The following is a 20879-nucleotide window of genomic DNA, read 5'->3' on the forward strand; positions in this document are numbered from 1 at the left end:
CCCTAGCAGGGTGTTGAACAAGGGCTTTCCTGCCCTTTTTCAACTCGGCTCGTCGCGGCACATGTCCACGCCGGCCTCCGAAGATCAATCACATAATGTGATTGATCTTCGTGCAAGCCATCCATGGCTGGCCTTAACAGGCCGTTGAAAAAAATTTTCAACGGCCTGTTAACCATAAACTACCACCAAAATTCCGGGTATTGCCGCTGCGGGATCCGGTTATTGAAAATCAAGGCCACCAACAGCAATAGCAACGGCGCGAGCAAGCCCGGCAGCAACACGAACCAATAGCCCATGGCATGAATCTGCGTACTGCCGATGACGGCCACCAAGGCCGTGGCGCCCCCCGGCGGGTGCAGGGTGCGTGTTGCGTGCATCAACGCGATGGCCAGCCCCACGGCCAATGCGGGTGCCAGCATAATTTCCCCCCAGCCGCCGATCACCGGCAGGTTCGTCGGCCAGAGCAGCACCACCAGAGCCTGCACGCTCACCCCCACACAGGCCGAGAGCAGATGCCCGCCAATCAGATTACGGGGCTGCGCGAGCGGGCTGCGCGGGGCACCAAACAACAACACCGCCGAAGCGCCGATCGAGCCGATGACGAGAATCCGGTCCACACCAGAAAACCACCAGGCCACGCTACAGACGGCCAATAAGCCAAAAAAGCCACCGAGTCCCGACCAGACGATTTCCGCCGGATTGACCCGGGGCGGCGCATGGTGCCCCCGGCCACGCCATTTTTGCCAGTAGCCAACGGGTTCGGGCGTGCTCATACCAGGACATCCCAATCGAGCCGTTCCATGAAATCCCGACGCAGCACCACGCCGACGAGCCGACCCTCCGCATCCACCACGGGCAGCCGCTGGCAATCCACCTGATGGAAGGCGCGGGCAATGTCACTGAAACTGCCGTGTTCGGCCAGCACCGTCGAGGGCGCGGTCATCACCTCAGCCACACTCGTCCGCTGGCAGTAATCGGCAAAGTGCTCATGACGATTCATCACCCGGAACACCAGTGAAAAAAAGGTATCTGCGCCAAAACCGCGCAGCACATTCCACTCACTCACATCCCCCAGAACTCGCCCGGACTCATCGACCACCGGCAGCGTATGCGCATGCATCAAGGCCATCTGCTCAGCCGCCTGACACAAATTCTGTTCGGGCTTGAGGGCGGATAAATCCCGCCGCATCAAATGCGGCACATCCCGCCGCGCGAAGAGCCGCCGCACGGCCTGCTCATGGGCGATGGCATAAATTTCCCGGAAATCCTCCGGCGTGATATCGAGATAGCCGGTCATCGACCGCATGGCGGCCTGAACATCTTCATCCGGCAAATGGGTGAACGCGGGTTGCGGCATGGCTGACGGCTCCAACGAATGGTCGGGCACCTCGAAAAACCGTTACGAGCAAGTTCGAGAGCAAGGAGCCGCGCAGTAAGCGACGAGACATATCAATTAGATAGGCGAGGCGCGAACGAGCATGCGACACAGCTATCGGACTGCGCAGTAGGTTTTTCGGGGTGCCCAGTCGCACTATCATAATGCAGATGGGTTATTACATGCCCCACCAACGGGATCAGCTTTAGCCGAGCGGCAGGGATGCGCTACCATCGGGGCAGGCTTGTCCGCTGAGGTTTTCCGTGCGCCCCATTCCCCGATCCATTCTGATTACCGGCTGCGCCTCCGGCATCGGCCAATGCACCGCCCGCTGGCTGGCCGACCGGGGTCATCGCGTGGTGGCCTCCGTTCGGCAGGAAAAGGATCAATCGCGCTGGCCCTACGACGACATTCCCGTGGTGCGGCTCGATCTGCGGGAGGATGCTTCGATCGAGGCCGGTCTCGCGGCCACCCTGAACCACACCGACGGGCGACTCGACGCGCTGTTCAACAATGGTGCCTTCGGACTACCCGGCGCGGTGGAGGATCTTTCCCGAGCGGCGCTGCGCGCGCAGTTCGAAACCAACCTGTTCGGCTGGCAGGTGCTCACGAATCAGGTCATCCCGCTGATGCGCGCCCAGGGGTTTGGCCGCATCATCCAGAACAGCTCGGTGCTCGGTCTGGCCGCCCTACCCTATCGCGGGGCGTATGTCGCCAGCAAATTCGCGCTGGAGGGTTTGAGCGATACCCTGCGACTGGAATTACAGGGCAGCGGCATCGATGTCTGCCTGATTGAACCCGGCCCCATCCGCTCGCAATTTCGCGCCAATGCCGAGGCCGCCTTTCTTCGCTGGATTCCCGTCGAGACTTCGATTCACCACGATGCCTACCGCAAACAGCTCGAACGGATGCGCAAGCCGGGTGCCGCCCAGCCCTTCACCTTGCCGCCAGAGGCCGTGGCGCGTCGGGTTGCCCACGCGCTCGAAGCCCGCCGACCCAAAGCGCGCTATCCGGTGACGGTGCCCACCTACCTGTTCGGCACGCTACGACGCCTGCTGCCGACCCGTTGGATGGATGCCGTGCTGCGTGCCGCCTCCGGGGGAGGCAAACGCTGATGCTCACGCCATCGCATCCCGACTGGGCCGCCGTCTATGTCCTGGTGGAATGGCTGATCCGCCTGCTGGCCGTGGTGATCGTGCCGCTGCGCCGCCCGCCCGCCACCGCCACCGCCTGGTTACTGCTGATTTTCTTTCAACCGGTCATGGGCGGCGTGTTTTATCTGTTTGTCGGCCGCCCGCGGGCAGCGAAAGCGCGCCAGGCCAAGATCGACCAGCTCAGTGCGGCACTGGCGCCGATCCAAGCGCACTTGTCCACGCAACATCCCGCCCATCCCGTCACCGCCACCCTGCCGGATCGCTGGCGCCCCATCGCGCAACTGGCAAGCCACTGGCGCGCCTTCCCCATTTTTGATGGCAACCACATCAGCCTGATCGAAGAGCTACCGCGACTGGTCGTCCGTTTGGCCGCCGACATCGACGCCGCCCAGCGTTCCATCCATCTCCTGTTTTATATCGCCGCACGCGATGAACAGACCGAACCTGTCTTTGCCGCCCTGTTGCGCGCCGCCGCCCGTGGGGTGGAAGTCCGGCTCCTGATCGATGACTTTGGCAGCAAGCATTGCCTCGCGCCCCTGCTCGCGCTGGAAGCCCAAGGGATTCGGGTGGCGCGCGCCTTTCCCCGCAGCAAACTTCCGCGCCGCGCCGCCCGCTTCGATCTGCGCAACCATCGCAAAATTGTGGTGATCGACGGGCAAATCGGCTACACCGGCTCGATGAATCTGATCCGGCCGGATTTCAAAGCGCCGCTGATTTACGAAGACATCATGCTGCGGATCGAAGGCCCGGTGGTGCTGGAGCTGCAAACCGTGTTCGCTGGCGACTGGTACATCGAACGCAACATCCTGCTCACGGGCGCGCAGTATTTTCCCACCCCCGGTCGGGTCGGTCCGAGCATTTGCCTCGGCCTGCCAAGCGGGCCGGAATACCCAGACCCCGTTCAGCAGCAAATCCTGACCGCGCTGATCCACGCCAGCGTGCAATCGATCCGTCTGGTCACACCTTATTTCGTACCCGATGAACCCACCCTCATCGCACTCAAGGCAGCCGCCCAGCGGGGGGTCGAAGTAGAGCTCATTCTGGCCGATACCCTCGATCAGCGGCTGGTGCAATGGGCACAAGAGTCTTATTACGAGGAATTGCTGGCGGAAGGGGTCATGATTCGCCGCTATCCCAACCGGTTTTTGCACACCAAGTTTGGCGTGTTTGACGACCACCTCAGCCTGATCGGCAGCGCCAATCTGGATGTGCGCTCCAACCTGATCAATGCCGAATTCGGCCTGATCTTCTTCAGCCCGCATATGGCCGAGCTCCTCAACAGACTGCTGCACCGTTACCGCGAGAGCGCACGGCTACTCACCGCAGAAGCCTGGCGACTGCGCACGCGCCCGGCCATGCTGCGCCAAAACCTCGCCCGCCTCGCCACGCCGCTGCTGTAAAAAAACCCGCCTCATGGCGGGTTTTCGCAAGACATCGGCTTTGATCAGGCGTTAACGAGAGGCGACTTTTTCATAATCATCCAGCGCGGCATTCAGGCGATTCTTCGCCCGCACTTTTTCTGCCAATGCTTGACCCTCGGTGATTTGCGCCGGACTCATTTTGGCAGAGATTTCCTTGATCACGGAGACCGCCTGCGGGTTGCCCACCTCGGCCAGCGGACGCAACAAGCCGTAAGCCGCCACCGTATCGGCCTTGGCGACCCCACGGCCATCGAGGTACATCATGCCCAGGTTGTATTGAGCCGGTTGGAACCCTTGATTCGCCGCCGCGCGGTACCATTTGAGCGCTTGCTTGTCATCCTGCGGCACCCCTTGCCCCGAGAGGTAAAGCGCGGCGAGGTTGTTCTGCGCTCGACTATACCCTTGGTTGGCGGCCATCTGGAACCACTTGGCCGCCTGCGCGTAATCCTGTTTGACGCCATCCCCGCTGTAATACAAAGTGCCCAGCGCTAGCTGCCCCGGTGCATAGCCCTGCTCCGCAGCGCGTTGATACCACTTCACGCCCTGAACGCTGTCTTTGGCCACCCCCTCGCCCACGCAATACATGTGTCCGAGCACATACTGCGAAAAGATGTCGCCCTTCTCTGCTTTCGGCAGCCAGCGATTCACACCGTCCCCGCCATACAAATCCTCACTTTTGGCCTCCGGTGCCACCGCAGCGGCGGGTGCCGCGGCTTTTGGCTTGGGCTTCGTCTGCGCATGCTTGGTCGTCTCATGCTTGGGCGGCACATGATGCGCTGGCGGCTTTTTATGTTCTGCGGGCTTCGTGGTTTCCGCCTGAGCGCCCCCCGCCAAAACGCCCGCGCCAACCAGTAACGCAGAAGAAAACCAAACAGAGACACGACGCATGATCAACACCCCAACCTCGCACAGAACGAGGATTTTTTGCACAAAGTGTGCGCAGTTTGCGCATTTTTCCATCAATCGGCAAGCATCCGTTTTTCGCCTCAGAGTCAACGATAAAATCCCCGATCAACCCTATTGTTTTACATATGATTTTTGGCAAGGGATTTTTACCCGTCGGCACGCTGAAAAAACCGGACCAATATGTTCTGTGGGATTCACATAAAATGCGCGCATGAGCCGCCTACCTGAATCATTCATCGAAGAAGTCCTCGCCCGCGTGGATCTCGTGGCGCTGATCGACCGGCGCGTGCCGCTGAAAAAGAAGGGGCGGGAATACGCCGCCTGCTGCCCCTTCCATCAAGAAAAAACACCGTCGTTTTATGTCAACCCGGACAAGCAGTTTTATCACTGCTTTGGCTGCGGCGCGCATGGGAATGCTTTGAAATTCTTGATGGATTACGAACATCAGGATTTCCGCGGCGCCATGGAAACCCTGGCCAATGAGGTGGGCATGACCCTGCCGAACGATCCGCAGGCCGATGCCGAACACGATGCCCTGGCCGGGCTCTATGCGGCAATGGAGGCGGCACAGACCCATTTTCAGCAAGCGCTCCGCCACGCGCCTGCGACCATCGACTATCTGAAAGCTCGTGGGGTGACTGGCGAAACAGCCGCCCGCTTTGGCCTCGGGTTCGCGCCGGGATCGCCGGGTCTGGCACAGTTGGCAAAACAGGACGCCACGCGGCTGTCGGATTGGGAAACGCTGGGGCTGATCGGTCGCCGTGAAGATGGCAGCCTCTACGACCGCTTTCGCAACCGGCTGATGATTCCGATCCGGGATCGGCGCGGCCGGGTCATCGGCTTCGGCGGCCGCATCATCGGCACGGGCGAACCGAAGTATCTCAACTCGCCGGAAAACCCGCTGTTTCACAAAGGCGCTGTGCTTTATGGGCTGTATGAGGCGCGGCAGGCCAATGCCCGACCGGATTCGCTGCTGATCGTCGAAGGCTACCTCGATGTCATCATGCTGGCGCAGCACGGCATCCCTCAGGTGGTCGCCACCATGGGCACGGCCACGACACCGGAACAGATCACCCTGCTGTTTCGACATACGCCCCAACTCGTGTTTTGCTTCGATGGGGATGCCGCCGGCCACCGCGCTGCCGCCAAGGCACTGCAGGCGGTGCTCCCGCAGCTCATCGCGGGTCGGGGGGTGCGTTTTCTATTTCTGCCGGATGGCGAAGATCCCGATAGTTTTGTCAGAACTCACGGCGCACAGGCGTTCCTCACACGGGTGGAATCGCTTTCCCTGAGCCTGGAGCATTATCTTCTGCGCCGACTGGATCAGATGATTCCGGGTCAGGATGCCGCAAGCCGTGCAGCCAAAGCCAAACTCGGCCAAGAATGGACGGCCACCATGCCGCCCGGAGATTTCCGCAAACTCATCGAACAGCACATCAAAGAACATCTCGGCCTATGGCGAACCCGCCCCCAGCCGCAGGCACCGCATCCACCCGTGCGGGCGAGGCAGGAGCAGCCCATCAAACGCACACCGGAAAGCCTCATCCTCAACATCCTCTTGCGCTACCCCGAACTCGCCCACAGCGCCGCCGACCCACAGCACTGGCACGATGGCGTCGTACCGGAACTGCTGCACAACCTCGGCAACTATCCGGCGGAGGGCTGGGCACAACAACCCTGGTTCATTGCAGCAGCCAAAGAAATTCAAGCCGCCAGAGAGTGGACACCCCCGGGAACCGACACGCTCGCCCAGGCGCAAGCCGTGCTCACCGATGCCCTCACCCTGCACCGTCAGAACGCAGCACTCGCCACGCAGCGCAGTGCGGCAAAGGCAGCGCTCGATCAATTGCAAAGATCAATCACGAAAAACAAAGAGGAATGACCACCGGGCACCCCACCGCCCCACGGCGGTCAGCAACCCAACGAAACTGCAGCAAAAAATTTTCTTGTCGCTATAATCTCCGGTTCCAAAAAATCCACAAAACTCGGGTGCCGTCGTCCCATGTACGAAGATCAGCAGGCCAGTATCGAATCCCTTATCGCCCGTGGCCGCGAACAAGGCTATCTGACCTACGCGGAAATCAACGACTATCTGCCGGAAGGCTTGATCGATCCCGATCAGCTCGAAGAAATCGTTGGTGCCCTGCAAGACATGGGCATCCGTGTGGCCGAAGCAGCGCCCGACAGCGATGAGCTCAACTTGGCCGATGAGCCCGCCGTGGCAACCGATGAGGACGCGACCGAAGAAGTCGTTGCCGTGCTCGCATCACAGGTCGATGCAGAATTTGGCCGGACGACCGACCCGGTGCGCATGTACATGCGCGAAATGGGAACGGTGGATCTACTCAATCGCCAGGGCGAAATCGAAATCGCCAAACGAATTGAAGAAGGCTTGCTCGAAGTCACCCGCGCCTTGGCACACTACCCGCCCACGATCGAAAGGCTGCTGGCGGAGTATGCCAAGATCGAGGCCGGAGAAGCCCGTCTGCAGGACATCATCGTCGGCATCATCGAGCCGGAAGCGGAGATTCCCGAGGACGCGCCCGAGGCACCCATCGAGCTCACCGCTAGCGATGAAACCCCACCGCCCGCCGATGACGAGGATGAAGAGGCCGAAGGCGCCGCAGAAGAAGAGGCCGCGGTCGATCACAGTCTCGACCCTGAACTCGTCCGCAGCCATGTGATGGCCATCCAGGCTCTGGCCGGCTCGCTGGATCGCCGTGACAGCGAATATCTCGATCAATTGGCCGATGAACTGGTGCAAATCAAGCTCAACCCCAGCTTCAACGAACAACTGCTCGAACAGGTGCAGCAGGCCATCGCCCGCATCCGGCTGCTGGAAAAGCAGATCATGCATCAGGCGGTAGACAAAGGCGGACTCAAACGCGAAACATTCATCGAAGCCTTCCGCCGCAACGAATCCGACATTGGCTGGATCGATCTGGCGACCAAAGGCAAGCCCAGCGCCAAATTCATGCAGGTTCGTCCGGAACTCGAACGCCTGCAAAAACGCCTGAATACCGTCGCGCGTGACAGCAAGCTGAGCGTCGCCCAAGTCCGCGAGGTTCACCGCCTGATCACCCTGGGCGAAGCCAAGGCGCGGCGCGCCAAAAAAGAAATGATCGAAGCCAACCTGCGGCTTGTGATCTCGATTGCCAAGAAATACACCAATCGCGGCCTGCAATTCCTCGACCTGATCCAGGAAGGCAACATCGGCCTGATGAAAGCGGTGGATAAATTCGAATACCGCCGCGGCTACAAATTTTCCACCTACGCCACCTGGTGGATTCGCCAGGCGATTACCCGCTCGATCGCCGACCAGGCGCGCACCATCCGCATCCCGGTGCACATGATCGAAACCATCAACAAGCTCAACCGCATTTCCCGCCAGATGCTGCAGGAAATGGGGCGCGAGGCCACGCCGGAAGAGCTGGCCGAACGGATGGACCTGCCGGAAGACAAGATTCGCAAGGTGCTGAAGATCGCCAAAGAACCGATCTCCATGGAAACGCCGATCGGCGAGGATGACGACTCCAATCTGGGGGATTTCATCGAAGATCAAAGCGCCATTTCCCCGATGGATTCGGCCACCAACGCCAGCCTGTCCGAAATCGTGCGCGAAATTCTCTCCACCCTGACACCGCGTGAAGCCAAGGTGCTGATGATGCGCTTCGGTATCGGCATGAACACCGACCACACACTGGAAGAGGTCGGCAAACAATTCGATGTCACCCGCGAGCGGATCCGCCAAATCGAAGCCAAGGCGCTGCGCAAACTGCGCCACCCTTCCCGTTCCGAACGCCTGCGCAGCTTCATCGAAGCCAACATCGACTAAAGTCGGGTGGGCTTGCACCCGCCGCCCCGCTTTGGGCCTATAGCACAACGGTTAGTGCAGAGGACTCATAATCCTTTGGTTGCAGGTTCGAATCCTGCTGGGCCCACCATTCAACACGCCAGACTTAAGCATCCCTGAACAACCAGACCATAAGGATCTGTTTTCAGATGCCGGCATGATTTTTTCTATCTTTAGAGCACATCATGCCTCGGTCACGCGCGTTCCCTCTCGCTCTGCTGATTCTTGCGTGATCGGTGGTTCCGATCACAGCCCCTGGTAATCAACATCGCCCGTGAACCCATCTGGCTATGTATCCAGACTCATTATGTTATTATGTATCTAAATATAGTCTGGAAAACCCCATGGACATCAATCTCTGGAACCCTGGCCAGCTCGATTTCGGCGCTATCCTGCTGACGGCATTCCTGCTCGGTTTGGTGCATGGCATCACCCCGGATGAGCATACCTGGCCCATCACCTTCAGCTATGCCATTGGCGGCTATTCCACGCGCGCCGGTCTGCGGGCAGGACTGATGTTCTCACTCGCCTTCACCGCGCAACGCGCCCTCGGCAGTGAACTGGCTTGGCTCGGCCTGTCCGACTGGATGAATCTGCCCCAAATGGATTATGCGCTGTACATTTTGATTGGCGTGCTGATGGCGTTGGGCGGGTTGCTCATGGCAAGGCAGCAGGCGGCGCGCCCCCAGATGAACTTTGGTGCTGAACGGAACGAGGCTTCATCGGCCAACGCGCTTTCACCGCCACAGCGCTGGGCGCGTTGGATGCCCGCCATTCATGGGTTCGTTGCGGGCTGGGGATTCGGTGCTTTTGCGCTGATTTTATACGGCACGCTCGCCCCCGCCATGCCTTCCGCCGCCTGGGGCTGGGTGCCCGGCGCGCTGTTCGGCCTCGGCACGGCGGTCGTGCAAGCCTCGGCCGGTGCCGTGTTCGGTCGAATGGCCGCTCAACGCCAGCTCACGCCGGATGCCGTGCGCGCCATTGCGCTCATCACCGCGAAACGCACCCTATTTTTTGGCGGCGCAGCCTATGCGGTGGCCGGGCTATTTGGCCTCATTTTTCCGCAATGGGCAGACATCAGTCTCGCCACGGGTTTGCATGTCCACAATCTGGCGCATCTCGGCATCCCTTTTCTCCTCGCGGTGGGCGTCGTCTTGGGCGTCGGGTTCAGCTCACTGATCTTCGAAACGCGCCGCTGGCGCCAACACGCCCAAACAGCCCACATATCAACCTGCGGTTAAAACCGCGTCGCCCGCGCTGTTTTGCGGCAGAATGGTCATCCGAATTCCCCTTTGCCATTTGTTAAGGATGAACCATGCGTCGTGCGTTAGCTTTATGCTCTGTATTACTCGTCTCCGGCTGCGCCACCGTACCGCAGTCCTCGACCACGACCAATGACACACAATTCAGCGGCACGCTGGTCGGTCAAACCGCCCTCTCCGTCCCGCCAGAAACGGCTGCCGTGCTTGACCTGCGCGATGCCAATTCCCCGAACAGCCTGATCACGGAAACCCGTATCCCGTTAAAGAACCAAACATTTCCGCTCAGTTTTACGCTGGCCGTGCCCGCCGGACAACTAAAAAACGGCCAACCCTATCTGCTGCAAGCTGCCTTGATCGCACCCGCCCATTCGATCTTGTGGGCATCCGACCCTGTCACCGTAACAGCGGACAAACCCCAAGTCGGCAGTCTGACGCTCAAGCCCTTTACTGCGATGGGATTCCACTCGGTATTCCGCTGCGGGACGCAACAAGTCACCGTCGGCGCCACGAGCCAAGGCGTGCTCATGCAGGTGGGTGACAAACACTACCATCTGCGCCAGGCCATTTCTGCCTCAGGCGCACGATATGTCGCCGAAGAAAATGGTGCCGTTTCATTTTGGTCGAAGGGGGATCACGCGACGGTAACCCTGGATCAGGAAACGCTGCCGGAGTGCGTCCCGGTTCAGCAGGCGCCCTAACAGGCCGTCGAACAACTCTTTTAAACGGCCTGTTAAGACCCGCGCGCTAATCGTATGGTCAGGCACTCCAATTCGGCGCGGCAGAAGACCCGACAGCCGGCTCACCTGCTCGGTCTCGCCGGTCGCCCACTATTTTTTATCGAGCTGATTCAGCCGACGCTGTAACTCCAGGGCGCGGGCACGGTACCCCAGCGCAGGCTCATAGGTCGGGTCGATGGCCAGAGCCTTATCCCACAGCGCGATGGCCTGATCGAGGTTTTGCTGACGAAAATCGACGAGTGCCGCTTCATGATAATGCCGTACCAACTGCGGCTTCAGTGAAGCCAAGGTACTGGTCGCCGGCTCGATGCCGGGCGACGCGGCCACCGCCGCCGACAGCGCCGTATAAGCGGCTTCCCAATGCTGCTTCTTGTAGGCGCTCATGCCGCGCTGTTCCAATGCCTTCGCATCCTCCGACGGGGCTTCGGCGGGGACGGCCGGCTTTATCGCCACCCGGTGTCCACGCTCAACGGAAGCGGGAACGGGGGCAGCGGGCGGCGCGGATGCCGGGGTCACAGCCGGAGTCGACGAGGACGAGGGCGCGTCGGCAGGGGCTGCCGGCTCGACGGTCGCCGCAGATCTGGCATCGGGTTCTTCAGCGGTCGCCGTCGAAGATGCGGCAGCGGCACCGACGGCGACTGACGGCACCTCGATCACCTGCCCCACCCGCAAATCCCGACTGCGCTGGATGTGGTTGTAACGCGCCAGCGCCACGAATTTTAGGGAATTACCGAAATATTTCTGCGCCAATCCGCCCAGCGTGTCGCCATTTTGAATCGTATATTTTTCGGTGTGCGCCCCCATCATGCTGCGCGGATCCGTCGTGAGTTGCCGTTGCAGCAGCAATGCCTGCGGATTTTTGGGCGTTTTGGCCAGAAAAGTCACCAACGCGGCACGCGCCTGGTCATCTTGCCCGTTTTCGATCAGCCGAATGATATCTTTCAAGGGCATCAGGGGCGCTGCCGTGGTCTCAGCGGGGTGTTCGGCAGGCGCGGCGGATTCCGGCGCGGCAGGCTGTTCGGTCGCGGCCACGGGCGCAGACGGATTCTGGGCACAGCCCACCGCCATAAATCCCGATACGATGGCGATAAGCAGCGGCCGCCCCACCGTACGCACGCCCCGCGCTTCACGCCCTGTCAACCCGCTCAACATGCTGTCATTACCCACGCTCTGTCCAAACCAACCGATCCGTCTTATTCATCATCAGCCACGAAACGATAACCACCGCCGTGGCTGCTTCGGCGGCATCCGCCACAGGGCGAGCGCGATATTGTCCCCACCCGCGCCCCCCCGGCGCGCCGCCTGCCGCACCCAGAGATTCGCCGCAAATTGCAAATCCTCGGCGGCAAGAATCTGGCGCATCTCCGGCGGGCGAATCTGATCCCAAAACCCATCCGTGCACAACAGGAAAGACATATCGGCACTCAGGGCGGTTTCACCAAAGGTCGGCTGGATATTCGGCATTCCCATCACCTGAAGTACCCGATTGCGCTCGGAATGGCGATCCCGCTCCGCCTCGGTGATTTTGCCGAAATCGACCAAACGCTGAACCAGCGAATGGTCGCGGGTTTGGTGAAACAATTCACCGCCTTTGAAGCCATAAAGCCGACTGTCGCCCACATGCACCCAGAACGCCCGCTCGGCATCCGTCAACAGTGCGACGAGCGTGCTGAATCCGTGGGCTTCCCCCAGCGTATGGGCGCGCTGCACCGCCTGATTCGCGACCGCACAAAAATTCGCCAAAAAATCCCGGCCATTGGCAAACCGAGACAAGGCCGCAGGAAACAGCTGCTGCGCGGCATCGACAATCGCCTGTGCCGCTTCCGCCCCGCCGCCATGCCCGCCCACCCCATCGGCCACCAGCAGCAACTGGTGCTTGTGATTGGCCGTTGACAGGCAAAGCACCTGATCCTGCTGGGTTTTGCGCCCGCCGATGTGCCGATCCGCCCCCATAAAGGCGGCCGTGCCCATAACTGCGGCAGCAGCCGTTGGGGCATCGAGAATCGGAAAAGAGGCAGACATCAGCGGGCATCCTTGCAAAACGCGCACTACTGGCGCTCGTCAATTCTATGTCAGAATGCTCTGGTTTCCGCAATGCTGGAATCGATTCGCAGGGCGCGTGATGCATCGAGTGCCCCCTACGACATCAGGATTTACAGGATTTACCTTCATTGCGGTTCGCGCCCTATCCTAGCGGGCGCCATTGTGTCACGGAGCGACCACCCCATGCTGTTTCATTGGCGAATCGGCACCAAACTCACCGTATTTTTATTGCTGGCCTTTCTGATCAGCATTGCGTTATCTGGCTATTTCCTGTCACGGGTAACGCACCTCAAAGCCGAAGCCGAGATTGAGACCCGCGCGGAAATGCTGACCGGCATGATGAACGCCGTGCGGGGCTATACCAGTCAACACATCAACCCCAAACTCGTCGCTGAACTCTTCACCCAACCGCAGTTCATCGCCGAAACCGTACCGGCGTTCTCTGCGCGCACCGTGTTTGACGCCTTTCGCCACGATCCGCGTTTTGCCGAATACCAGTACAAAGAAGCCACCCTCAACCCCACCAGCCCCAAAGACCAGGCGGATGCCTTTGAATCCGAGCTCGTCGCCCAATTTCGCGCCGACCCCTCACTCAAGGTACTCTCCGGTTTCCGTCAGCAGAATGGGCGCACGCTGTTCTACACCGCCCGCCCACTCAGCGTCACCCAGGCCAGTTGCCTGCAATGTCACTCCACCCCAGAGGCCGCACCCAAAAGCCTGATCGCCACCTATGGCAGTGACCACGGCTTTGGCTGGAAACTGGGTGAAATCGTTGCGGCACAGACCATTTATGTCCCCTCGGATGAAGTGTTCGCCCAGAGTCGGCAGTATCTCTGGCGCACCATGGGGGTATTCTTCGGCGTGTTCGCGCTGGGCACCGCGCTGCTGATCTGGCAGATTCGGCGCACGGTGGTGCGGCCCATTCAAACCCTGAGCCGCGCGGCGCGGTCGGTGGGGGAAGGCGAGGCCACCGCCGCCCAGCTCTCGGTCTTCGAAGAACCCGCCTTGCGAACGCTGGCGGAGCGCGGCGATGAAGCCGGCGAACTCGCCCGCAGTTTCCGGATCATGGCGCACGAAGTCGCGGATCGGGAAGCAAATCTGAACCACAAGGTGGCCGAGCGCACGCAGCAAATCGAACACTTGCTCGACGAAGCCCGCGCCGCCCGCGAAGAAGCCGAACAGGCCAATCAAACCAAGAGCCAATTCGTCGCCAACATGAGCCACGAACTGCGCACCCCGCTCAACGCCATCATCGGCTACAGCGAAATCCTGATCGAAGAAACGGCCGATGATGGGAACACGCAGTATGGCGATGATCTCAACCGCATCCTCAACAGTGGCCGCCATCTGCTGTCTCTGGTCAACGACATTCTCGATATCTCCCGCATCGAAGCCGGAAAAATGGCGTTGTACCTTGAAGATTTTGCGCTGTGCAAAGAAATCCAGAGCGTGATCGACACCGCCCGACCCTTGGTTGAAAAAAACCACAACCAGTTGCGTTTCGACTGCCCGGACGATCTGGGCATCCTGCACGGCGATTTGACCAAATTCCGCCAGATTCTGCTCAATTTGCTGAGCAATGCCGCCAAATTTACGCAGAATGGCCAATTGACGGTCACGGTCGCGCGATGCACCGAACACCAAGTGGAGATTACCGTGACCGACAGCGGAATCGGCATGACCGAAGCGCAGCTCGGGCGCTTATTCCAAGTGTTTAGCCAGGCCGACGCTTCCACCACCCGAAAATACGGCGGCTCCGGACTCGGCCTCGCGATTTCCCGGCATTTCGCCCGCATGATGGGCGGCGACATCACCGCCACCAGCGTCCCGGGTCAAGGCAGCCGATTCATCGTCACGCTGCCGCTCGTCGTTGAAGACGCCACGACGACGGAGCCCGCCCCCCTCACCCCGGCGACGGACAGCGGCACCCAAGGCGAAACCCTGTTGGTCATCGATGACGATCCCGCCGTGCATGACTTGCTCAACCGCCACCTGTCCCGCGCGGGCTATCGCGTCATCACCGCCCGCAATGGCGCCGAAGGACTGGCCATCGCCCGCCGCGAGCGCCCCGACTTCATCACCCTCGACATCATGATGCCGGGCATGGATGGATGGCAGGTCTTGACCGAACTCAAGGCCGACCCCGATTTGCAGGACATCCCGGTTTTTGTCCTGACGATGACCAACGACAAGGGGCTCGGCTTCGCGCTCGGCGCCGCCCAGTTTCTGACCAAACCCGTCAACCGCGACGCCCTTCTCAAGCTGCTGCATCAATACACCCGTCATCCACAATCCTGCCGCGTGCTGGTGATCGACGATGATGAAACCAACCGCGCGCTGCTGCGCCGCGTGCTGCGCGATACCGGCAGCGAAGTCGCCGAAGCCACAGATGGGCAAGCCGGGCTTGCCTGGCTCAATAACCACCCCGCCCCGGATTTGATCCTGCTCGATTTGATGATGCCGATCATGGATGGCTTCGCCTTTCTCGATGCGATGCGCCAGTTGCCGCAGTACGCCCAGCTCCCCGTGATTGTCCTCACCGCCAAAACGCTGACTGACGAAGATCGGCGGCGGCTGACCCAGCGCGTGGATCACATCATTGAGCGCGATGGCCAGCACGAAGAAGCCATCATTGCGCAATTACAGGCACAGCTCTGCGCCCACCGGAACCCCTCGTCGGCAAACCGCACCCCGGAGAACCCGTCATGACCACCTTGCTGCTCGTTGAAGACAATGAACTGAACCGCGACATGCTCAGTCGGCGTCTGGAAAAGCGCGGTTATACCGTCCAAGTCGCGCTCGATGGCGCCGAGGGCGTCGCCAAGGCAAAACAGGATCGCCCCGATCTGATTCTGATGGACATGAGCCTGCCGGTGCTCGACGGCTGGGAAGCGACCCGCGCTTTGCGCGCCGACCCCACCACCCAGGCGATCCCCGTGATTGCCTTGACGGCACACGCGATGGATGGCGAACGCAGCCGCGCCCTGGAAGCCGGTTGCGACGACTTCGACACCAAGCCGGTCGATCTCCCCCGGCTGCTCGAGAAAATCAGCCGGCTGCTTGCATCCAGGGGGGCTTCATGAACAGCGGATACACCTGCAACACCCACATTCGGCATGATTTGCGCACACCGCTCAATCACCTGATTGGCTACACGGAGATGCTGCAGGAAGATCTCCCGCCCGCCTGCGCCAACCTGCTGGATGACCGGTTGAATCGTCTATTGAACGACGCGCATCGCATGCTGGACACCATCAATCGCCCCACCCCCCTGCCGGTCGGCCACTTTGATGCCCTCTTTCCCGATTGGCGAGAAAAAATGGCGTTGCTCGAGATGGATTTCCACGCCCTCTCCACCACCATCGAACAACACTGGCAGGATGCCTGCCCGGACATCGAAAAAATCCGTAGCGCTGTCGGGCATCTGCGAGCCTTGCTGGAAAACCTGAGCGCGCGCCCCGCCGTCGACCTGAGCGAGACCGAATCGACTCCGCGCACGGGCAGCCCCAGTACGACACCCGTCGCCGACGGGCACATCCTGATCATCGACGACCGCACGGAAAATCTCGAACTCATGCAGCGCCGGCTGATGAAAGAAGGCTACCGTGTCACGCTTGCCAACACCGGACAAGACGCGCTCGCCCGGCTGGAAACCGACACATTCGATGTCGTCATGCTCGACTGGTTGATGCCAGACATGAGCGGCGCCGAAGTGCTCGCCAAGATCCGCAGCAAATTTTCCCAGCATGAACTGCCGGTTATTGTCGTCACCGCCCGGCATGGCAGCGACATGATCGTCGATGCGCTCACCCAGGGCGCCAACGACTACCTGGCCAAGCCGCTGGATTTTCCCGAAGCCCGCGCGCGGCTCGCCACGCAGGTTTATCTGCGCAAAGTGACCCAGCAGCTTGCGGAAGCCAATCGACAGCTCAAACAGTTTTCCTATATCGACGGGCTCACCGCCATCGCCAACCGGCGCAAATTCGACGAATACCTGCTCACCACCTGGCGCCGTGCGCAACAGGAAGGCGCGCCGGTGTCCCTCATCCTGCTCGATGTCGATTTTTTCAAACGCTACAACGACACCCTCGGCCACGAAGCCGGGGATCAAGCGCTGATGCGCGTCGCCAAGGCCATCAGCACCGGCTTGTTTCGTGTCAAGGATCTGGCCGCCCGCTATGGCGGCGAAGAGTTTGCCGTCATCCTGCCGGAAACCGCGCTGGAGGACGCGCTGGGGGTTGCCGAGCGGCTGCGGGAACAGATTCAGAGCCTGAATCTCCCGCATCCGGCCGGCACTGAAGCCGGGGTCGTCACGGCCAGCCTGGGGGTTAGCGAGTGGCGCCCCACGGCCTTTTGCGAACCCAGCGCCCTCATCAGCCTGGCCGACAAGGGGCTCTATCAAGCGAAGAGTGCCGGCCGCAATCGCGTCGGCACCCTCGGGGGGAATTACCCCGGATAATCGACCGCGGGAGGCCGCGACTTCAAGCCGAAAGGCTCTGACGGATTGCCTTGAGCATGGCGTGGGTGACTTTCGGATTCGCGGCAATCAGATTGCCGGTCCGCATGAACTCCTCCGCGCCGAGGAAATCCACCACCACCCCACCCGCTTCACGGATCAACAGCACCCCAGCGGCCATATCCCAGGGATTCAAGCCGAATTCCCAAAAGCCATCGAGCCGCCCCGCCGCCACATAGGCCAGATCCAGCGCCGCCGAACCCGCCCGGCGCACGCCCGCGGTGGGACCATGCAAGGCGCGGAAGGTTTTGAAATAAGCCTCCAGATCCTGATCTGGGCGGAATGGAAACCCCGTACCGAGCAAGGCACCTTCCAGGCTCCGCAAACCCGCCACCCGGATCCGCTTATTGTTCAAAAAAGCGCCGCCACCGCGTTCGGCGGTAAACAACTCCTGATTGACCGGGTTGTAGACGACGCCAATTTCCAGCCGCCCCTGAAACTCCAGTGCGATCGACACCGCATATTGCGGAAATCCGTGCAGAAAATTCGTGGTGCCATCCAGCGGATCAATAATCCAGCGGTATTCGCTCTCTGCCGCGCCGGAATCCCCCGACTCCTCCCCCAGAAAGTGGTGCCCCGGATAAGCACGCTTGAGCACATCGAGAATCGCATGCTCGGCCTGATGATCGACCTCGCTCACGAAATCGTTACGCTGCTTGGCTTCGATGGTTAAATCCCCGATGTGATCGGTGGCACGGGCGATAATGTTGCCGGCAGCACGCGCAGCGCGTACCGCCATGGTGAGCATGGGATGGGGCATAATGACCGAGTGAGTAACGAATTCGATAGAAAAACCGGATTTGCTAGTATATCGCGTTCCCGCGCGCCCTCTCAGGAATTTCTTGCGTGACCGAGACTCCGCCACCCGCCACCATCCCCATCGAGATCATTCTCGTCGGCACCTCCCACCCGGGCAATCTCGGCGCGGTGGCGCGCGCGATGAAAACGATGGGGCTTGAACGACTGACGCTGGCCGGCGCACGCACCCCCCTCAACGACGAAGCCTTTGCCAACGCCAAGCACGCCGCAGAGATATTGCACAATGCCCGGCAGGTCGCGGACTTGCCCTCGGCGCTGCAGGGAATCCATCAGGTTTTCGCCACCACCGCCCGCCCCCGGTCGATGGCGCTGCCGGTGCTCAGCGCTCGCGAAGCCGCGCAGACCATCCTGTCGGCGGCGTCCGTGGCACCCGTCGCCGTGGTATTCGGCGCGGAACGCACCGGACTATCAAACGAAGACCTTTCCTGGTGTCACGCGATTATCGAGATTCCCGCCAACCCCGCCTATCCCGTGCTCAACCTCGCGCAGGCCGTGCAGATTCTGTCCTACGAGCTATGGCTCGGACGCGGCGGCGCGGCGAATGGCGTGACCACCGGCTCATCCGCCGGAGAAGCTGTCGCGCCATTCAGCCAGTGGCAAGCGTTTGAACACCGCCTGACCGACCTCCTCGATCAACGGGATTTCTTCCAGCGCAATGGCGAAGATCCCGTCGCCACCCGCGCCCGGCTCACCGAGAAGCTGCGCATCGCCTGCCATCGCGCGGGCTGGACCGAAGCAGAACTCGCCCTGATGCACGGCGTTCTCACCGCCCTGACCCGCCACAAGGAGCCCTGATGAGCATCTGGCGACGCCTGCGTGAAGACATTGACAGCATATTCGACCGCGACCCCGCAGCACGCAGCCGGTTCGAGATTCTGCTGACCTACCCCGGCATCCATGCGGTTCTTTGGCATCGGCTGGCGCACCGGCTGTGGCGGTGGCGGCTGAAACTGATTGCCCGGATGATCGCCAACCTGGGCCGCTGGCTCACCGGCATCGAAATCCATCCGGCCGCCCGCATTGGCCGACGGCTCTTCATCGATCACGGCATGGGGGTCGTCATTGGTGAGACCGCCGAAATCGGCGACGACTGCACGCTCTACCACGGCGTGACGCTTGGCGGCACCCAATGGTCTGCCGGAAAGCGTCACCCCACGCTCGGTAATGGCGTCGTGGTGGGGGCGGGCGCCAAAGTCCTCGGCCCCATCACCCTCGGCGATGGCGTGCGCATCGGCAGCAATGCCGTCGTGCTCAAGGATGCCCCTTCGGGTGCCACGCTGGTCGGTATTCCCGCGCGGGTGGTGGGGCAAACCCCCGCCATCAGCCCCCAGCAGGCACGCATTGCCGAAAAGCTCGGCTTCGACGCGTATGGCGTCGCCCGGGATATGCCCGACCCCGTCGCCGAAGTCATCGACCGCCTGCTGACGCATGTGCAGGCCAGCGAGGAACGATTGGCAGAACTGCTGTCCGTCGTCCGCACCCTACAAGCCGCCCAGGGCACCCCGCCGGAAGACTGGGTTGGGCAACCCGACACAAACCTGCCCAGCCTGTCCAATTGCCAGCTTTCGCGAACGGATGCGCCGGTCTGCCCACCAGAACCCCACCCAGCCCCGCCTGAAAATTCCCCTTGAGATGTTGCGGGGATTACCCAAGAATGCAACTCAACTAATGGGTTGCCGTCCAACCCATTCCGAAATGAAACGCCGCGCCCATTTTTCCGATACGAGGTAGGTATGCGATTAACCACCAAAGGCCGCTATGCCGTGACCGCCATGCTCGATCTCGCCCTGCATGATCAGGGCGCCCCGACGACGCTGGCCGATATTGCAGACCGGCAAGGGCTTTCGCTCTCTTATCTGGAGCAACTGTTTTCGCAGCTGCGGCGCGCAGGTCTGGTCAAAAGCGTCCGCGGCCCCGGGGGGGGCTACCGGCTGGCTCGGGCGACGCCGGACATCAGCATCGATGACATCATCCTTGCCGTCGATGAAGAAGTCGATGTCACCCGCTGCGGTGGGCTGGGCAATTGCCAGAATGGCCACAAATGCCTGGGTCACCACCTGTGGCAAGGTCTATCCCAACAAATTCGCGGGTTTTTACAGGGCATCCATCTGGCCGACCTCATCAAGGAGCCGCAACTGGTCGCACTGGCAGCACTGCAAGACCAGGATCTCGCCCGCGTACGCGCAACTCAGGCTGCCCACCCGCTGCGCGGCGACGGGCTGCGGCACAAATAGCTCAACAGCCGTCCGGCGTTGACGGCGCGCATGGCATGTTTGCGGACGACACGGTACACTCTCGCCTCTTCAGATTTTTCCCTTTTTCCTTAATCACCGTTTTTCGAGGAGTTTTTTCATGGCCGTTGAGCGCACCCTGTCGATCATCAAACCCGATGCCGTAGCCAAGAATGTCATCGGTCAAATCATCAGCCGGTTTGAACAGGCCGGCCTGACCGTGGTGGCGGGTCGCATGATGCAATTGAGCCGGGAACAGGCGGAAGGGTTTTATGCCGTCCATCGTGAGCGGCCCTTCTTCGGCGAACTGGTGGCCTTCATGATTTCCGGCCCCGTCTTTGTTCAAGTGCTCGAAGGCGAAAACGCAGTGGCCAAAAACCGCGACCTGATGGGCGCAACCGATCCGAAAAAAGCAGCTCCAGGCACCATCCGCGCCGACTTCGCTGATTCCATCGACGCCAATGCCGTGCATGGCTCCGACAGCGCAGAAAATGCCAAAATCGAAATCGACTTCTTCTTCAAACCCGAAGAAGTCACTGTTCGCCGGTAACCCCGGCTCGAC

19 protein-coding genes and 1 tRNA gene are annotated in these 20879 nt (G+C 60.9%); 14 read left to right on the top strand and 6 right to left on the bottom strand.

Going from position 1 to position 20879, the window contains the following annotated elements:
* Window positions 1-179: 179 nt before the first annotated feature.
* Window positions 180-773 (bottom strand): HPP family protein, encoded by a 594-nt coding sequence (locus VOI35_RS08555; protein WP_407275634.1) that lies wholly within the window; start codon window positions 771-773, stop codon window positions 180-182.
* Window positions 770-1357 carry an HPP family protein gene (locus VOI35_RS08560; protein ID WP_407275635.1) on the bottom strand — a complete coding sequence of 196 codons (588 nt, stop codon included), beginning with the start codon at window positions 1355-1357 and terminating at the stop codon, window positions 770-772. Before VOI35_RS08560 ends, VOI35_RS08555 begins: the two co-directional genes overlap by 4 nt.
* 281 nt (window positions 1358-1638) lie before the next feature.
* Between VOI35_RS08560 and VOI35_RS08565 the strand changes: the two genes are divergently transcribed.
* On the top strand, window positions 1639-2490 hold the full coding sequence (locus VOI35_RS08565) for an SDR family NAD(P)-dependent oxidoreductase (RefSeq protein WP_407275636.1): 852 nt from the start codon (window positions 1639-1641) through the stop codon (window positions 2488-2490).
* Window positions 2490-3929 (top strand): cardiolipin synthase, encoded by a 1440-nt coding sequence (gene cls, locus VOI35_RS08570; protein ID WP_407275637.1) that lies wholly within the window; start codon window positions 2490-2492, stop codon window positions 3927-3929. Before VOI35_RS08565 ends, cls begins: the two co-directional genes overlap by 1 nt.
* 51 nt (window positions 3930-3980) lie before the next feature.
* On the opposite strand, the gene VOI35_RS08575 is transcribed toward cls, so the two are convergent.
* On the bottom strand, window positions 3981-4838 hold the full coding sequence (locus VOI35_RS08575; protein WP_407275638.1) for a tetratricopeptide repeat protein: 858 nt from the start codon (window positions 4836-4838) through the stop codon (window positions 3981-3983).
* A gap of 229 nt (window positions 4839-5067) precedes the next feature.
* On the opposite strand from VOI35_RS08575, the gene dnaG reads away from it, so the two are divergent.
* From dnaG to VOI35_RS08600, 5 genes are all read left to right on the top strand, one after another.
* Window positions 5068-6738 (top strand): DNA primase, encoded by a 1671-nt coding sequence (dnaG, locus tag VOI35_RS08580; protein ID WP_407275639.1) that lies wholly within the window; start codon window positions 5068-5070, stop codon window positions 6736-6738.
* Between the two features lie 120 nt (window positions 6739-6858).
* A complete protein-coding gene (gene rpoD / locus VOI35_RS08585; RefSeq protein ID WP_407275640.1) occupies window positions 6859-8691 on the top strand; it encodes an RNA polymerase sigma factor RpoD in 1833 nt (610 codons plus the stop codon).
* Window positions 8692-8724: 33 nt separating this feature from the next.
* Window positions 8725-8800: transfer RNA gene (locus tag VOI35_RS08590), tRNA-Ile, on the top strand.
* Between the two features lie 253 nt (window positions 8801-9053).
* Entirely contained in the window at window positions 9054-9950 is an 897-nt protein-coding gene (locus tag VOI35_RS08595; protein WP_407275641.1) for a sulfite exporter TauE/SafE family protein, read from the top strand.
* Between the two features lie 74 nt (window positions 9951-10024).
* Entirely contained in the window at window positions 10025-10669 is a 645-nt protein-coding gene (locus VOI35_RS08600) for an MliC family protein (RefSeq protein ID WP_407275642.1), read from the top strand.
* Between the two features lie 129 nt (window positions 10670-10798).
* Here VOI35_RS08600 and VOI35_RS08605 read toward each other — a convergent pair whose 3' ends face one another.
* Both VOI35_RS08605 and VOI35_RS08610 read right to left on the bottom strand, forming a co-directional pair.
* Window positions 10799-11860, bottom strand: coding sequence for a LysM peptidoglycan-binding domain-containing protein (locus VOI35_RS08605; protein ID WP_407275643.1), 1062 nt, complete (start codon window positions 11858-11860; stop codon window positions 10799-10801).
* A 51-nt stretch (window positions 11861-11911) separates the two neighbouring features.
* Entirely contained in the window at window positions 11912-12730 is an 819-nt protein-coding gene (locus VOI35_RS08610) for a PP2C family protein-serine/threonine phosphatase (RefSeq protein ID WP_407275644.1), read from the bottom strand.
* A gap of 204 nt (window positions 12731-12934) precedes the next feature.
* On the opposite strand from VOI35_RS08610, the gene VOI35_RS08615 reads away from it, so the two are divergent.
* The 3 genes from VOI35_RS08615 to VOI35_RS08625 are packed head-to-tail and all read left to right on the top strand — an operon-like array spanning window position 12935 to window position 17210.
* The gene (locus tag VOI35_RS08615) at window positions 12935-15460 is read left to right on the top strand and encodes a response regulator (protein ID WP_407275645.1); all 2526 of its coding nucleotides are present in this window, start codon (window positions 12935-12937) and stop codon (window positions 15458-15460) included.
* On the top strand, window positions 15457-15834 hold the full coding sequence (locus VOI35_RS08620; RefSeq protein ID WP_407275646.1) for a response regulator: 378 nt from the start codon (window positions 15457-15459) through the stop codon (window positions 15832-15834). The genes VOI35_RS08615 and VOI35_RS08620 overlap by 4 nt, the downstream gene beginning before the upstream one ends.
* A complete protein-coding gene (locus VOI35_RS08625) occupies window positions 15831-17210 on the top strand; it encodes a diguanylate cyclase (RefSeq protein WP_407275647.1) in 1380 nt (459 codons plus the stop codon). The genes VOI35_RS08620 and VOI35_RS08625 overlap by 4 nt, the downstream gene beginning before the upstream one ends.
* A 22-nt stretch (window positions 17211-17232) precedes the next feature.
* On the opposite strand, the gene VOI35_RS08630 is transcribed toward VOI35_RS08625, so the two are convergent.
* Window positions 17233-18027, bottom strand: a complete 795-nt coding sequence (locus tag VOI35_RS08630) for an inositol monophosphatase family protein (protein WP_407275648.1) — start codon at window positions 18025-18027, stop codon at window positions 17233-17235.
* A gap of 86 nt (window positions 18028-18113) precedes the next feature.
* Between VOI35_RS08630 and VOI35_RS08635 the strand changes: the two genes are divergently transcribed.
* From VOI35_RS08635 to ndk, 4 genes are all read left to right on the top strand, one after another.
* Window positions 18114-18881 carry an RNA methyltransferase gene (locus tag VOI35_RS08635; RefSeq protein WP_407275649.1) on the top strand — a complete coding sequence of 256 codons (768 nt, stop codon included), beginning with the start codon at window positions 18114-18116 and terminating at the stop codon, window positions 18879-18881.
* A 5-nt stretch (window positions 18882-18886) separates the two neighbouring features.
* Complete coding sequence (gene cysE / locus VOI35_RS08640; protein WP_407276822.1) at window positions 18887-19717, top strand: serine O-acetyltransferase; 831 nt, start codon at window positions 18887-18889, stop codon at window positions 19715-19717.
* A 102-nt stretch (window positions 19718-19819) separates the two neighbouring features.
* On the top strand, window positions 19820-20320 hold the full coding sequence (locus VOI35_RS08645) for an Rrf2 family transcriptional regulator (protein WP_407275650.1): 501 nt from the start codon (window positions 19820-19822) through the stop codon (window positions 20318-20320).
* 118 nt (window positions 20321-20438) lie between these two features.
* A complete protein-coding gene (gene ndk, locus VOI35_RS08650; protein WP_407275651.1) occupies window positions 20439-20867 on the top strand; it encodes a nucleoside-diphosphate kinase in 429 nt (142 codons plus the stop codon).
* Window positions 20868-20879: the final 12 nt, after the last annotated feature.

The organism is Halothiobacillus sp. DCM-1, assembly GCF_045689735.1.
GTDB lineage: Bacteria > Pseudomonadota > Gammaproteobacteria > Halothiobacillales > Halothiobacillaceae > Halothiobacillus.

What these genes read in the sequence shown, in the direction of transcription:
- VOI35_RS08555 (WP_407275634.1), bottom strand. Translation starts at nt 773, where the DNA reads ATGAGCACGCCCGAACCCGTTGGCTACTGGCAAAAATGGCGTGGCCGG.
- VOI35_RS08560 (WP_407275635.1), bottom strand. Translation starts at nt 1,357, where the DNA reads ATGCCGCAACCCGCGTTCACCCATTTGCCGGATGAAGATGTTCAGGCC.
- cls (WP_407275637.1), top strand. Translation starts at nt 2,490, where the DNA reads ATGCTCACGCCATCGCATCCCGACTGGGCCGCCGTCTATGTCCTGGTG.
- VOI35_RS08575 (WP_407275638.1), bottom strand. Translation starts at nt 4,838, where the DNA reads ATGCGTCGTGTCTCTGTTTGGTTTTCTTCTGCGTTACTGGTTGGCGCG.
- dnaG (WP_407275639.1), top strand. Translation starts at nt 5,068, where the DNA reads ATGAGCCGCCTACCTGAATCATTCATCGAAGAAGTCCTCGCCCGCGTG.
- rpoD (WP_407275640.1), top strand. Translation starts at nt 6,859, where the DNA reads ATGTACGAAGATCAGCAGGCCAGTATCGAATCCCTTATCGCCCGTGGC.
- VOI35_RS08595 (WP_407275641.1), top strand. Translation starts at nt 9,054, where the DNA reads ATGGACATCAATCTCTGGAACCCTGGCCAGCTCGATTTCGGCGCTATC.
- VOI35_RS08600 (WP_407275642.1), top strand. Translation starts at nt 10,025, where the DNA reads ATGCGTCGTGCGTTAGCTTTATGCTCTGTATTACTCGTCTCCGGCTGC.
- VOI35_RS08605 (WP_407275643.1), bottom strand. Translation starts at nt 11,860, where the DNA reads ATGTTGAGCGGGTTGACAGGGCGTGAAGCGCGGGGCGTGCGTACGGTG.
- VOI35_RS08610 (WP_407275644.1), bottom strand. Translation starts at nt 12,730, where the DNA reads ATGTCTGCCTCTTTTCCGATTCTCGATGCCCCAACGGCTGCTGCCGCA.
- VOI35_RS08615 (WP_407275645.1), top strand. Translation starts at nt 12,935, where the DNA reads ATGCTGTTTCATTGGCGAATCGGCACCAAACTCACCGTATTTTTATTG.
- VOI35_RS08620 (WP_407275646.1), top strand. Translation starts at nt 15,457, where the DNA reads ATGACCACCTTGCTGCTCGTTGAAGACAATGAACTGAACCGCGACATG.
- VOI35_RS08625 (WP_407275647.1), top strand. Translation starts at nt 15,831, where the DNA reads ATGAACAGCGGATACACCTGCAACACCCACATTCGGCATGATTTGCGC.
- VOI35_RS08630 (WP_407275648.1), bottom strand. Translation starts at nt 18,027, where the DNA reads ATGCCCCATCCCATGCTCACCATGGCGGTACGCGCTGCGCGTGCTGCC.
- VOI35_RS08645 (WP_407275650.1), top strand. Translation starts at nt 19,820, where the DNA reads ATGCGATTAACCACCAAAGGCCGCTATGCCGTGACCGCCATGCTCGAT.
- ndk (WP_407275651.1), top strand. Translation starts at nt 20,439, where the DNA reads ATGGCCGTTGAGCGCACCCTGTCGATCATCAAACCCGATGCCGTAGCC.